We start from the raw sequence: 14,410 nt of genomic DNA on the forward strand, positions 1-14,410 counted from the left end.
GTGACATATGACACAAAAGTTAAAGATGAAACAAATCCCCAAGCAAGACCGCCCTAGAGAACGATTAGTAGAGTTAGGTGCATCCAATTTATCTTCCCAAGAATTATTAGCGATCATCATTGGTAGTGGTACGAAGACAGAGAGTGTACAAGACTTGGCTAAACGGCTTTACGCTTTTTTTCAAGGAGACGAGTCGTTAAGGGAGGCCTCGATTGAAGAATTAACGTCGATCAAAGGCATTGGACTCGCAAAAGCGGTTAACATCTTGGCTTCTCTTGAATTAGGAAAACGCGCCTTTAAAAAAGTAATGCCTGAGCGTTTAGTCATTCGAAGCCCCCAAGATGGAGCTGAATTCGTCATGGAAGAAATGCGGCTTTTAAAACAGGAACACTTCGTTTGTTTATTCCTCAACACTAAGAATCAAATTATCCACCGACAAACTATTTTTATTGGCAGTCTAAGCGCCAGCATCGTGCACCCAAGGGAGGTTTTCCGCGAAGCTGTTAAACGTTCAGCTGCTTCTTTAATTTGTATTCACAATCATCCATCCGGCGTGCGCCTATAAGGTTTAACATTTTAGTGATTTTATATCTAGAATACCTTACAACATTCTATGGTCAGCATCTTACCGTGAGAGGAAACTCAAATTAACGGGAACAAAGCATGATGTGAAAAGGGGATAAGACGACAAAATGATCATTGTCGAGTCGAATCTTCAGACCAAGTGATGCATGGTAAAAGCTAAACTGCTTGAACCCTAAACGAATGAGCGATGGATGCGCCGTTGTTTATGATCGTTAAAAGGCAACGAGGACAAAGTGGGAACAGATCGTCGGAATGTTAAAAAAACTATCGTAAGGTTTGTCCTTCAATCCTAAAATAATTAGGAAACCGTTAAAAGGGGTACCTAACCATCACGCATCTAAAATGTTAAATCATGTAGGGATTGCCTAAGTATCATCTAGTCCTATTGCCAACAAAACGGATTAACGATATAAGGTAACGGAGTCTTGATAGTACTCAACGTTTGCTTGTAATGAGTTTAGCAAGGGGAAGCAAGACAGATTGACGATAGCTCTAAAGCGAAAGGAGTCATGAATATGGCAGTTGATCCATTTCAGCAATTAGACGCTATAAATCGAGCCTCGAAAAAAGGTCATCTTATTAAAGACTGTTACCGGTTAATGTACAAAGAAAGTATATGGTATCAGGCATACGCAAATCTTTATCCACTAGATAATCTTCAAAAATTACAATCTAAACAGCACTTGATAACGGATATAACCGATCAATTAAAAGAGCAGTCATTTCGGTTTACTCAGAAAAAAGAGAGAACAGGTCGATCGGTTCATTCTATATCGGATGTCACAAAAGCTGAAGACTTAGTGTTGGAAGTGATGCGCATCATCTTGTATCACATCTATTACCCTATGGATTCGCAACATGTCTATGGATGCTCTCTAGAATTACACTATACGGACGGATTAAGTCAATTAAAAGAGTCATCTATACCGATAAATTGGTGTATTTGCATGGATTTGCCTCCATTTGATTCAAAGCGACACGGTACATTTTTATTAAAGCAAATTTCCGAAAAAATAAGCGATCACCGATTTTTACTTCTATTGCACAATGGATTAAATACTGGTTCTATACAAGAGGACGCATGCAGTAATTCAACCCCATCATCTGATTTTCATCATTTGCTCACCCACATCTTATTGCAGAAAGTTGACCGATATATATTAGAAACCAAGCAGAATGTGAGAATGAACTACGTTCGTTATAATCGATCCATTTTTATTGGCATCAAAGGTGATAAAAAAGGTGCTATGTGTTTTAGAGACACGATCGTTCATTTCTTAAAAGACAATCATTTAATAGGTGTAACGTCCAATATACACCTTCAACACTTGAAAAAACCAAATCAATTCTTAGGCTATGCGATTCAATTAAATGATAGAAACAAACGAAAAATTGATCTGCGTATTCCGCGTGCAGAATTATCTAAACTAGCCTCTCATTATCGATATGGTCAATTTGATCCGTTTAAACCAGCAGCAAGACCCAATCTCCTCTCAATGAGTGAATGTGATATTTTAAGCCATTATAATCATGAATTGAGCCAAATTGCTTACAAGTATCAATTAGCGAGTAACCAACATCATTTAAGTAAATTATTTTATTTAGCAGAAGGAAGCTTTTTGAAAACAATGGCCGCTAAAAGAAAGCGCACAGTTAAACAAGTTGCTTTATCGATGAGAAGGCATGCTCAAGGCAGATTGTCACTTGTTGTACCTGCTTCAGATGGTTCTAAAAAAACTAAGTCATTTATTAAACTTAAAGACGTATGTTACGATACTAAAAAATAAATTACCGCTCAACAAACAGTTTTTAGAGGTTCGAATAAAGAAGTCAATTGGCGAGCCGTATACGCTTAAAGGCGTACGTACGGTTCTGAGGGAGGCGTTATGAAACCTATGTCATTAAGGCGCACAACGTCTACCCTACGACCCATCACCATCACAAGAAGATATTCATGTCACAAAACGTTTAAAAGAATGTGGAAGCATGATCGGAATCGATCTTTTGGATCATTTGGTTATAGGAGATAATAAATTTGTCTCATTAAAAGAAAAAGGGTACGTATAACACTATCTATTTTTCTTAAACTTTCGTATAATTAAATAAGCGAGTAATCTAAGAGACGCCCTACGGTCAGGATCTATATTCTTGCGTTAGGCGTTTCTTAATGTTAATAAAAAAACTCACATATTGATATAAAAACAGATGCAGGTATAGAGAGGACGATTAAAGTGGGGAAATTTAGTTTTACACAAGATTTAGGTATCGATTTAGGAACAGCAAACACATTAGTTTATACAAAAGGAAAAGGTGTTATTGTACGTGAACCTTCTGTCGTGGCAAAAAACAATTCAACGGGTGAAATTGAAGCAGTCGGTAGCGATGCTCGAAATATGATTGGCCGTACACCAGGTAATATTTCCGTTGTTCGACCGATGCGTGATGGTGTGATTGCAGATTATGATACAACAGCTTCAATGATGAAGTATTATATTCGATTGGCTCAAAAAAACCGTTCAGCATTTGCGAAAAAACCTAACGTTATGGTATGTGTTCCATCAGGCATTACGATGGTCGAAGAACGTGCCGTGATCGATGCGACAAAACAAGCCGGTGCAAAAGAGGCATTTCCCATTGCTGAACCATTCGCCGCTGCTATAGGGGCAGGGCTTCCTGTATGGGAACCGACGGGTAGTATGATTGTTGATATTGGTGGTGGAACAACAGAAGTAGCCGTTATTTCTTTAGGTGGTATTGTGACGAGTCAATCGATCCGTACAGCGGGTGATGACATGGATGATTCGATTATTCAATACATTCGAAAAAAATACAGCCTGATGATCGGTGAGCGTTCTGCAGAATCGATTAAAATGGATATCGGTTCTGCAAGTCCTTCTGTTGAAGATGAAGAAATGGATATTAGAGGACGTGATTTGTTAACAGGTTTACCTAAAACAATCACGATTTCGTCAAAAGAAATTGCGGGCGCATTAAGTGATACAGTAGCATCGATTATTGAGTCGGTAAAAAACACATTAGAAAAAACACCACCTGAACTATCAGCAGACGTAATGGATAGAGGGATTGTTCTTTCTGGTGGTGGTGCTTTATTAAAGCATTTAGATGATGTATTATCTGAAGAAACGAAGATGCCAGTATTTGTTGCTGATGCTCCTTTAGACAGTGTTGCAATAGGAACGGGGAAAGCTTTAGAGTATATTGATCATTTTAAATCACACCCTAATATTTCAACTCGCTCAAGTATGTATTAATTGGAGGCTAACGTATGTCTTTTTTTCGACGGAAACGCCTGTTTACAATCCTGCTCGGTTTAATTTTATTAGTAGGTTTAATTGGCTTTTCGATTACAGATCGTGATGAATTATCTTCTACTGAACAATTTGTCCAAGATGCTTTTGGTTGGATGCAACAAATAGTATTAATGCCGATCAATTATACATCTCAGGTTGTGACAAATCTTAATAACATCTCGAATCTGCACCATGAAAATCAAGTATTAAAAGAAAATTTATCACAATATCAACGGACTTTATATGAAGTTCAAGAGTTAAGAAGTGAAAATGAAGAATTGATGAGTTTACTGGATAAGACAGAAAGCATTACGGATTACACACCGATTCAAGCTGCTGTTATTGCAAGGAGTCCTGAACAGTGGTTTAATCAAATTACGATAAATAAAGGCAAGCAGCACGGGGTTGAACGAGATATGGCTGTTATAACGGCCGAAGGTATGATAGGGAAAGTTCAATCATCGTCACAGTTTACATCGACAGTGTTACTTTTAAATGGATTTGATCGCTCTAATCGAATCGCTGTCAATGTTCAGTTACCAGATGACGGTGGGGATGCAAGAGGTTTTATATTAGGCTATAATGAAGATAATGATCAACTGATTTTAGAATTTACTGAATATCATGATGAAATATCAGAAGGCGAGACGGTCTTTTCTTCTGGTTTAGGCGGCGTTTTCCCAGCTGGATTAGAAATAGGGGGAATAGAAGAAGTAACGACTGACCAATATGGATTAACTCAAATTGCATATGTCGAACCATCTGCTGATTTAGAAGATTTAAACCATGTTATTGTTGTTGACCGTGAGATGGCAACGAATCGAGACATTGAAAATGAGGAGGAAGATAACTAATGTACAGGCTTTATCTTCCCTCAATTTTAATTTTATTAGTTGTTTTTCAAGGAGCTGTCCTTCAGTTTATTCCTGCTTTTGTTGAAGAGAATGGATGGATATTAGCTAGTCATTCTGTCTTTTTATTTTTGATTTTATTTTCCTTATTTTATGATCAGAACGATACATATTATGGTCTTTTCTTTGCTATTTTGTTTGGTTTAGTCATTGATATGATCTATACAAACATACTCGGTGTGTATATGTTTAGTTACGGATTAACCACTTACTTTGTCCATGGCTTACGTAAAATCTTACATGCTAACTTTTACGTTGCTTTATTAATAGCCATTTTTGCTACAGGTTTTGTAGATTTTATGTTATTTACGATTTACCAGTTTATCGGTGTAGCCCAATTAGATATGGCTAACTATTTTTATCAAAGACTTATTCCAACTGTTATATTAAACAGTTTTATTTTCATTTTGCTTTATCTACTATTCAAACGACGATTAGTTAAATGGTCAAACGATCGTTTCGAGAAAAAACTTTAGTTGGACGTGCATGAGACATCGGGAGGTGTGAATTTGCTAGCAAAAAATCAATTTGTAACGATTAAAGGAACGCGTGATGGTTTAACATTGTACCTGAATGATACGTGTGATGTAGATAGATTACTAGAAGAACTGGATCATATGCTGATGAGTGAGCATTTTGATCACGAGGAATCTCTAGTGACGATTACCGTTCAATTAGGGAAACGTTATTTACATACTGGGGAAAGAGAAAAACTTGAATCGATTATAAGTAAACGATCGCATTTCGTCATCCAATCAATTGAATCCGATGTGGTTTTAAAAGAAGATGCGATTCGTTGGAAAGAAGAAAGTGAAATTCGAACATTTTCAAAGACGATCCGTTCGGGACAAGTCATTGATATTGTTGGTGATGTATTGTTGATTGGTGATATCAATCCGGGAGGTACGCTCAAAGCGACCGGTAATATATTCGTACTAGGACACCTACGAGGAACTGCTCACGCAGGGCATACGGGTGACAAGAATGCTGTGATCATGGCCTCTTATATGAACCCTATGCAGTTAAGGATTGCAGACTTTTTTAGTCGTTCTCCAGATTATGAATCAGATGGTGTTTATATGGAAGGTGCGTATGTTGAAGATTCGGGGAAAATAATGATTGATCGACTTCATGTTGTGGCGAAAAAACGACCGGACTTAAGTGGGTTTGAAAGGAGTGTTTTAAATGGCTGAAGCTATTGTTATTACCTCAGGTAAAGGTGGGGTTGGTAAAACAACAACCACTGCTAATTTAGGAACAGCGCTGGCACTGATGAATCAAAAGGTGTGTCTTCTTGATACAGATATTGGTCTGAGAAATTTAGATGTTGTAATGGGATTAGAAAACCGTATTATCTATGATATTGTAGATGTCGCACAAGAACGTTGTAACTTAAAACAAGCACTTATTAAAGATAAACGATTTGATTATTTATTCTTGCTTCCTGCTGCTCAAACGAGTGATAAACATGATCTAACTGAGGAAGCAATGGTTGAAATGATAACTGAATTAAAGAAAGAGTTTGATTATATCATTATTGATTGTCCAGCTGGTATTGAACAAGGATACAAGAATGCTGTAGCTGGAGCTGATCATGCAATTGTTGTGACAACACCAGAGAAGTCAAGTGTACGTGATGCGGATCGTATCATTGGTTTATTAGAGCAAGAAGAAATTGAGCCACCTAAATTGGTGATTAATCGAATCAGAAATCATATGATGGAAACGGGCGACATGTTAACGATTGATGAGATCATCCAAGTTTTATCGATTGATTTATTAGGCATCGTTGCTGATGATGATGAAGTTATAAAAGCATCCAATCATGGTGAGCCAGTTGCCTTTCAACCGAATACAAAAGCATCCATCTCATACCGCAATATAGCAAGGCGTATACTAGGCGAATCCGTTCCGCTTCAATCATTTGAAGAAGAAGAAGGCATGATGGCTAAAGTTAAACGATTTTTAGGTATGCGAAAACATTAGTGAATCAAAATCAAACAAGAACCGAGGAGCCCGAATCATTATACAGTTAATGTTCGGGCTTTTTGTCTTGTAACGAATAAGACGCATCATCTGTTCATATCTTTATTTATTTTATCATATGAATAAATAAAGGATGTGAAGACATTGGACAAACAAACTAAAAAAATAATGCGTCAGATCAAGAGACGAAAACAGCCTACAGTTAAAAATACTGAACCTATACGTGCTCAAAGTACAGATCCTGATAAGCGATCGAAGTTAAATGGTTATATCCAAGTATTTGTAGCGAGTTTGTTTTTAATCGTGTCTGTATTTCTCATTCAATCCTCGCACGCATCGTTATCAGTCCCTAAACAATGGTTAAATAGACAAATGACTGAAGCCTTTCCCTTTGCAACAGTTCATCTTTGGTACACCGAAACGGTTGGGCTTCCATTTTCTATATCTGATCAAAAAAATATAGAACATGATTCTTTAGCTGTATCACTGCCTGTGTCGACTTATCAAAACAAAGGACTTATAGCAAGTGGAGAAGGTCTAATCATTGAGACAAATGATCGCGATCTTGATATTTACTCTGTTAAAGCAGGAACGGTATTATTTGTTGGCAAGCAAACGCCATTTGAACAGACTGTGATTATTCAACATGCAGATCGAAGTCAAACGACTTATGGTCTACTTGATGAAGTGGATGTCCTACCTTTTCAATTTGTTGAAGCCGGTGAAAAGATCGCAAAGGTTGATGCTACGATTAATCGTTTGTATCTAAGTATGCAAAAAGAAGATCAGTTTTTAGATCCAACTGAGGTTATCGATGTTTGGAAGTAATAAAAAGTTTAAAATCAAATGGCACCCATCACTCATAATAGGTCTTATTGGGGGTGTGAGTGCCGGTTTATTTTATGAAGTTTTGATACTTTATAGCATTGTACTCTTCCATGAATATGGACATGTCTTCATGGCAAAACATTTAGGGTGGCAGGTTCAATCGGTTACGATTTGGCTGTTTGGTGGTATAATGAAAACAGATGATTATCATAATCGGTCTAGCTATGAACAATTTCTTGTAACAATAGCAGGTCCACTTCAGCATGTATTTATCTATTTATTACTTTTGATTTGTTCCTATTTAAGACTTATAGAAGGCTCTTTACTGTCGTTTGCCAGAAACTATAATCAATTGATTTTATTGTTTAATCTAGTTCCTATTTGGCCACTAGATGGTGGTAAAATGTATCATTTAGTCTTGAATAGATGGCTGCCTTTTGTAAAAGCATATAAACTGACACTGGTGACATCATTTGTTTTAATCAGTACACTCATGATTTTCACAACGTACATGAGTTATTTTTCAGTTAATCGATTAATATTAGCAAGCTTTCTTAGCTGGCAAAACTATTTAGATTATAAACAAAGCCCTTATTTATTTAGACGATTTCTAATCGGACGTTATCAAATAGATATGACTCACCTGAAAAAACAGGAATTATTGGTGCACAGTACAACACCGATTAAGGAACTGGTTGAAAAATTCCAGTCTGCTTTTACGCATGTAATTCATATATATGATCAAGATCAATATGTGACAGAGCATGATATTTTAACAGTGTATTTTAATCATCCAACGTACACGACAGTCAATCAATGCATTAAATAAAGAAATGAGGTTATCCTATCGAACTCTATTTACTCACATCTCTAAGTGAACGGATCGGTGTTGCAGTCGAAAAGCAAAAAATTGTTGAGCTATCGATTGATCGCTCAGATCATCCAGATCGCGTGGGTTCTATTTTTATAGGGAAAGTTGAAACGGTCGACAAAGGACTTCAAGCAGCTTTTGTTGATATTGGTGGGGACAAGTTAGCTTATCTAGAAAAACGAGAGATTCCCACGACTGATGTAAGTCAAGATAAACCGATCGAGTCTTTGATCACAGAGGGTCAATCGATTATCGTTCAGGTCACAAAAGATGCTTATAAAGAAAAAGGGGCTAGACTGACACATAATATAACGTTAGGGGATTCAGGTATTGTCTATATGCCTAGAGCCGGTTATGTCGCGATATCTAAAAAAATTGATGCCGAGAAAAAAGATGAACTTAAAGCAAATATTCAAAGTTTACTTGAAAATGAAGAGGGCGCAATTATTCGAACAAAGGCTGAACACTACACAAATGATGAGTTACGCATTCAAATTGAAGCATTACGTGACGAATGGAAAAGTATTGAACACGCATTTAAAAATGGAAGGATCGGTCAAACTTTGTATTATGATGACCCTATTTACAATCGTTTCATTCGACGTTTTACCTCAGAAGGAATTGAGAAAATTTATTGTGATGATGCGACCGCAATCGCCTCTATTAAGAAAAAATATCCACAATTACAAGCTGAGATGAAGTGGTTACCCGATTGTGAAGCACATTTGCCTCAATCAATTGATCAAGTGTATAGTCATATCTTAAAACCGGTTGTTGAATTAGAAAATGGCGTCTCGATTCAAATTGAAAGTACTGAAGCCTTAACAGCAATCGATGTGAACTCTTCAGGCTTTACTGGCAAGAAAAGAAGTAACCGAATAGCTTATGACGTCAACCGAATTGCTGCAAGGCAGATCATGAGAGAACTTAGACTGCGTAATATTTCAGGCATGGTCGTGATTGATTTCATACGTATGAAAAATAAAAAAGATCAGTCGAACTTGCTCCATGAACTTAGAAAGTGGGCAAAAGAAGACTTAACAAGAATTGATCTGTTTGGTTTTACAGCACTCGGGTTATTTGAGTTGACGCGCAAACGTGAAGCTCCTGTGCATGAATTTATTTTAAAACCAGCAACACTTGAGAAAAAGCCGTCACTACATACTCTTAGCTTTCAATTGGAGCGTGAAATTCACAATCAAAATGCAGAAGCGGTAGTAGTCGAAGTTTCAAAACGATTTAAACAAACGTGGAATCAGGTGATTCATTCGGAAAGCTTCTACGATTTATCACAGCCAACGGTGTATTTCATCGAATCAAAAGGTGTTGAAAGTTATGCGATCAGACGTGTCGGTTCAGATACATTAGTGAATGATTATTTAAGAAAAAAGGATCCGCAATTGATTGACAAATTGAATCCAGACATGGTATGATTCTAACGTTATGCAATATGGTAGCACCCGTTGCTACAACCGCGCAGATCAGGTCTTTTATAAGTGGTTTATTTAATCACACCTGTGATGGCGAGTCTGAGTCTATTAAGGAGGTGCAACAAGGATGTACGCAATTATTGAAACTGGTGGTAAGCAGATCAAGGTAGAAGAAGGACAAGAAATTTATGTTGAGAAAGTAAATGGCGAAGCTGGAGATGCTGTTACTTTTGATAAAGTATTGTTCGTAGGTGGAGATGATGTAAAAGTCGGTTCTCCATTCGTAGATGGTGCTTCTGTTACGGCTAAAGTTGAAAAACAAGGTCGTCAAAAGAAAGTAACTGTTTACAAATTTAAGCCTAAAAAGAACTATAGTCGTAAACAAGGTCATCGTCAGCCATATACAAAAGTAACGATTGATAAAATCAATGCATAAAGGCTGATTCGTTATGATCTATGTGACGATAACACGTAATCAAGATAATAACATAATCGCTTTTGAACTGAGTGGACATGCCGGTAGTGGCCCATATGGGTATGACTTAGTCTGTGCAGCTGTTTCAGCAGTTGCCTTTGGTATGACAAACGCAGTGATTAAGCACAGTGAGATTGAACCTATCGTTGACCAAGGTGGCGAAGGTGGTTATCTAAAAGTTGAATTGCCCGAACAGTTAACAGAAGCACAAGCTCAAAAAGCCGCGCTTTTACTAGAAGGAATGCTAACTTCTTTAGAAACCATCGAACGTGACTACAGTCAACATATATCCATCTCTGAAAAATAAGGAGGTGCAAGCCCATGTTACGTTTAGACTTACAATTTTTCGCAACGAAAAAAGGTGTGAGTAGTTCAAAGAACGGTCGTGATTCAGAATCGAAGCGACTTGGAACTAAGCGCGCTGATGGTCAAGAAGTTACAGGTGGATCAATTTTATATCGCCAACGCGGTACAAAAGTTTATCCTGGAACAAACGTCGGTCGTGGTGGCGATGATACTTTATTTGCTAAAACAGATGGTATCGTTCGTTTTGAGCGCGTCGGACGCAACCGTAAACGCGTAAGTGTATATCCTGTTGCACAAGAAGCATAATGATAACAAGAGCGTATTTCAGAAGATCATTTCTTTTGAAATACGCTCTTTTCATTCGTTCATATCATGATGATTCACTTTTACGAATGGTCAAATATTTGCTATACTTTTTATACGTGTTAAAAATGATTAAATGGCGCATTCGCTATACATGTGAGCGAATGCGATTTTTCTAATCAATGATGAGGTGGTGCTTTCGTGGAAGAAGTTGAAGTGATTCAGTTACTTAGGCATTTTAGACATGATTTAGCCAACGAGGTCCAATTAATCAGTGGATATTTACAACTTGAAGATTTACAGACTGCTAAACAGTACAGTTCAAAGCTTAATCGAAATCTTATTAATCAACAAGCTTTTTTATCAATGCCACTTCCAAAAACAATTGTGGCTTCACTTAAATCAGCTCATTTATCAAGTCTAAATATCAAGTTTGAGGCTGTTATTGATCAAACACCTACCATAGAAGATCATCGATTACAAAATGATATGACAACTTTAATTGATTTACTCAATAACATGAGTGAATCAGTTGGGATAACAGATGCATTATTCATATTTAAACAATATACTAATGAGCCGTTTGAGCTTAATGTGTATGTCGATCAATTGTGTGCAGATATAGGATATAAATTGAATAGCTTATTTCGTGAATGTATGATTGAAGAATTAGAAAAAGGCTACTCTATACGATATATAAAAAAAGATAAGTAAGGGGTGAAGATATGTTTGTCGATCAGGTCAAAGTGTATGTTAAAGCCGGTGATGGCGGAAATGGTTTAGCCAGCTTTAGAAGAGAAAAATATGTCCCATTCGGAGGGCCATCCGGTGGCGATGGTGGTAATGGTGCTGATGTTGTGTTTGAGGTTGATGAAGGTCTCAATACGTTGATGGATTTTCGTTACCAACGTCATTTTAAAGCAAAACGTGGAGAAAATGGAATGAGTAAGAATCAGCACGGAAAAAATTCAGATCCACTTGTTTTACCTGTTCCTCCAGGTACGACAATTAAAGATGAAGAGACGGGTGATACGTTAGCTGATTTAACAGAACATGGTCAAAGAGCTGTTATTGCAAAAGGTGGCCGTGGTGGCCGAGGGAATGTTCGATTTAAAACGGCTAAAAACCCGGCTCCAGAACATGCTGAAAATGGTGAGCCTGGAATAGAGCGTAACTTGGTTATTGAATTAAAATTACTTGCCGATGTTGGTCTTGTTGGTTTTCCAAGTGTCGGTAAAAGTACTCTACTATCCGTTATAAGTGCTGCGCGACCTAAAATAGCAGATTATCATTTTACGACATTAGCACCTAATTTAGGTGTTGTTGAAACTGATGACCATCGTAGTTTTGTGATGGCAGATCTACCAGGTTTAATTGAAGGTGCGCATGAAGGTGTAGGTTTAGGTTATCAATTTTTACGTCATATTGAACGAACACGACTGATTGTTCATGTGATTGATATGGCAAGTACAGAAGGAAGAGATCCCTATCAAGATTTCTTAACAATTAATGAAGAATTAAAAGCTTATGAACAATCTGTTTCAGATCGCCCACAAATCATTGTGGCTAATAAGATGGAGATGCCTCATGCTGAAGATAATTTGAATGCCTTTAAAGAGCAGATAGAGGATGCGTATCCAATTTATCCAATATCTGCGATCACAAGAGAAGGTTTACGTGATTTATTATTTGCTATAGCTGATCAACTGGATCAAATACCAAAACATCAAGCGCCAGTTGAGGAAATAAATGAACGCGTTATTTACAAACATGAACCTGAGAAAGATCCGTTCCATATCACGAGAGATCCTGATGGTGCGTATGTCATTTATGGAGATAAGATTGAGAAATTATTCAAGATGACAGATCTAAATCGTGATGAGAGTGTCCGTCGATTCTCTAGACAAATGCGGGGAATGGGTATTGATGATGCGTTAAGAGAGCGTGGCGCAAAAGATGGAGATACGGTTCGATTGCTGGACTACGAATTTGAATTTATTGAATAAAGAGTGGATACGGTAGAATGAAGGGGTGGTATCATGCACAAAGATGAAGAGCGATTTTTCTTAGTAAGAGGCGACCTACTGCCTGAAGCAATGCAAAAAACATTGAAGGCTAAGGCAAAAATTGAAAGAGGACAAGTATCATCTGTATTTGACGCTGTGAAAGAAGCGGGGCTGTCTCGAAGTGCTTTTTATAAATATCGTGATGCCGTTTTCCCTTTCCAAGCCGTTCAAAAGACACGTATTGTCACGTTATTTTTTCATTTAGAAGACCAATCAGGTACCTTATCACAGTTACTAGATACAGTTGCAAATGTAGGTGGAAACATTTTAACGATTCACCAAACCATTCCAATTCAAGGGAAAGCAAATGTGACCCTATCACTAGATGTCAGTCAATTATCGGTCGATTTGGACACGTTAATTATTGAATTAAAAAAGCAAGATTTTATTGAAAAAGTTGAGATTTTGAGCTCAGGTATTTAAGTGAAGGAGGGACTTAAATAATGAATTATTCCGTTGGCTACTTAGGGCCTAAAGGTACATTTACACAAAAAGCGGTGGATGCACTCTTTCCAGATGAACAAGTGAAGAGCTATCAGACTATTCCTTTATGTATGGATGCCGTTAAATTTGGACATGTTAAATATGGTGTCGTTCCGATTGAAAATACGCTTGAAGGCACGGTTAATATGACATTAGATTATTTAATTGCATCTAAGACATTGAAAGTAGTCAGTGAAATAGTTGTTCCAGTTGAACAGCATTTTATGGTTGATCCGAACAATCGTGATCGTTGGAAAGAGACGGACACCATTTATTCTCATCCTCATGCATTGGCACAATGCCATACGTTTTTAAGTAATGAGATGAAAAATGTCAGTGTTGAACCATTTACATCTACAGCGGCTGCTGCTAAACATGTGAGTGATTATCCGGAACGTTCAATAGGTGCGATTGCAAATGATTTAGCGGCTAAAGAATATGGTTTAGAGATTATTCGGCGTAATGTTGAAGATGTTACCAATAACCATACGCGATTTGTCGTCATACATAAAAATGATACGGCATTAAGAGTGAAAAGCATGCCTATTCAAGGCTTTAAGACAACGTTTATGATTGCACTTCCAACTGATCATGCGGGGGCATTGCACCAAGTCCTTTCAGCCTTTGCCTGGCGTCGCATCAATTTATCTAAAATTGAATCAAGGCCGATGAAAACAGGTCTTGGACACTATTATTTTTTAATTGATGTCCAGCAAAAGATGGATGACATTTTAATACCGAATACAGTTGCTGAAATTGAAGCAATTGGTTGTCAAGTTGAAATACTAGGTAGCTATCCTCAGTATTCACTTGACGCCTTAACAGAACAAGACCTTGATTCCTAATTGGAAAGTC

17 protein-coding genes, 1 pseudogene and 1 other annotated feature are annotated in these 14,410 nt (G+C 37.4%); all 18 genes and pseudogenes read left to right on the forward strand.

Annotated features, from left to right (window positions below):
- Positions 1–7: 7 nt before the first annotated feature.
- Positions 8–565 carry a RadC family protein gene (gene radC / locus BLR62_RS05260; protein ID WP_090794163.1) on the forward strand — a complete coding sequence of 186 codons (558 nt, stop codon included), beginning with the start codon at positions 8–10 and terminating at the stop codon, positions 563–565.
- A gap of 535 nt (positions 566–1,100) precedes the next feature.
- Entirely contained in the window at positions 1,101–2,372 is a 1,272-nt protein-coding gene (locus BLR62_RS05265) for a group II intron reverse transcriptase/maturase (RefSeq protein WP_176759219.1), read from the forward strand.
- Positions 2,373–2,511: 139 nt separating this feature from the next.
- Positions 2,512–2,652 (forward strand): annotated as a pseudogene (locus BLR62_RS05270) (JAB domain-containing protein); the annotation flags it as partial.
- Between the two features lie 164 nt (positions 2,653–2,816).
- Positions 2,817–3,857, forward strand: a complete 1,041-nt coding sequence (locus BLR62_RS05275; RefSeq protein ID WP_090794169.1) for a rod shape-determining protein — start codon at positions 2,817–2,819, stop codon at positions 3,855–3,857.
- A 14-nt stretch (positions 3,858–3,871) separates the two neighbouring features.
- Entirely contained in the window at positions 3,872–4,750 is an 879-nt protein-coding gene (gene mreC / locus BLR62_RS05280) for a rod shape-determining protein MreC (protein WP_090794171.1), read from the forward strand.
- Positions 4,750–5,283 (forward strand): rod shape-determining protein MreD, encoded by a 534-nt coding sequence (mreD, locus tag BLR62_RS05285; protein ID WP_090794213.1) that lies wholly within the window; start codon positions 4,750–4,752, stop codon positions 5,281–5,283. The genes mreC and mreD overlap by 1 nt, the downstream gene beginning before the upstream one ends.
- 27 nt (positions 5,284–5,310) lie before the next feature.
- Positions 5,311–6,000 (forward strand): septum site-determining protein MinC, encoded by a 690-nt coding sequence (minC, locus tag BLR62_RS05290; protein WP_342706533.1) that lies wholly within the window; start codon positions 5,311–5,313, stop codon positions 5,998–6,000.
- Positions 5,993–6,793: a septum site-determining protein MinD gene (minD, locus tag BLR62_RS05295; protein WP_090794219.1), complete on the forward strand. Its 801-nt coding sequence runs from the start codon at positions 5,993–5,995 to the stop codon at positions 6,791–6,793. Before minC ends, minD begins: the two co-directional genes overlap by 8 nt.
- A 168-nt stretch (positions 6,794–6,961) precedes the next feature.
- Positions 6,962–7,621, forward strand: coding sequence for a M23 family metallopeptidase (locus BLR62_RS05300; protein WP_176759220.1), 660 nt, complete (start codon positions 6,962–6,964; stop codon positions 7,619–7,621).
- Positions 7,608–8,450: a site-2 protease family protein gene (locus BLR62_RS05305; RefSeq protein WP_090794225.1), complete on the forward strand. Its 843-nt coding sequence runs from the start codon at positions 7,608–7,610 to the stop codon at positions 8,448–8,450. Before BLR62_RS05300 ends, BLR62_RS05305 begins: the two co-directional genes overlap by 14 nt.
- Before the next feature lie 122 nt (positions 8,451–8,572).
- Positions 8,573–9,925 (forward strand): ribonuclease E/G, encoded by a 1,353-nt coding sequence (locus BLR62_RS05310; RefSeq protein ID WP_090794228.1) that lies wholly within the window; start codon positions 8,573–8,575, stop codon positions 9,923–9,925.
- 27 nt (positions 9,926–9,952) lie between these two features.
- Positions 9,953–10,033 (forward strand) — a sequence feature (ribosomal protein L21 leader region).
- Between the two features lie 16 nt (positions 10,034–10,049).
- On the forward strand, positions 10,050–10,358 hold the full coding sequence (gene rplU / locus BLR62_RS05315; protein WP_090794232.1) for a 50S ribosomal protein L21: 309 nt from the start codon (positions 10,050–10,052) through the stop codon (positions 10,356–10,358).
- Between the two features lie 13 nt (positions 10,359–10,371).
- Positions 10,372–10,704 (forward strand): ribosomal-processing cysteine protease Prp, encoded by a 333-nt coding sequence (locus BLR62_RS05320; protein ID WP_090794236.1) that lies wholly within the window; start codon positions 10,372–10,374, stop codon positions 10,702–10,704.
- Between the two features lie 14 nt (positions 10,705–10,718).
- Positions 10,719–11,009 (forward strand): 50S ribosomal protein L27, encoded by a 291-nt coding sequence (rpmA, locus tag BLR62_RS05325; protein WP_090794239.1) that lies wholly within the window; start codon positions 10,719–10,721, stop codon positions 11,007–11,009.
- 198 nt (positions 11,010–11,207) lie between these two features.
- Positions 11,208–11,720 carry a Spo0B domain-containing protein gene (locus BLR62_RS05330; RefSeq protein ID WP_090794241.1) on the forward strand — a complete coding sequence of 171 codons (513 nt, stop codon included), beginning with the start codon at positions 11,208–11,210 and terminating at the stop codon, positions 11,718–11,720.
- 11 nt (positions 11,721–11,731) lie between these two features.
- Positions 11,732–13,012, forward strand: coding sequence for a GTPase ObgE (gene obgE / locus BLR62_RS05335; protein ID WP_090794244.1), 1,281 nt, complete (start codon positions 11,732–11,734; stop codon positions 13,010–13,012).
- Positions 13,013–13,045: 33 nt separating this feature from the next.
- Entirely contained in the window at positions 13,046–13,495 is a 450-nt protein-coding gene (locus tag BLR62_RS05340) for an ACT domain-containing protein (protein WP_090794247.1), read from the forward strand.
- Positions 13,496–13,515: 20 nt separating this feature from the next.
- Positions 13,516–14,400 carry a prephenate dehydratase gene (gene pheA / locus BLR62_RS05345; RefSeq protein WP_090794250.1) on the forward strand — a complete coding sequence of 295 codons (885 nt, stop codon included), beginning with the start codon at positions 13,516–13,518 and terminating at the stop codon, positions 14,398–14,400.
- Positions 14,401–14,410 lie beyond the last annotated feature (10 nt).

The organism is Pelagirhabdus alkalitolerans, from assembly GCF_900096905.1.
Taxonomy (GTDB): Bacteria; Bacillota; Bacilli; order Bacillales; family Amphibacillaceae; genus Pelagirhabdus; species Pelagirhabdus alkalitolerans.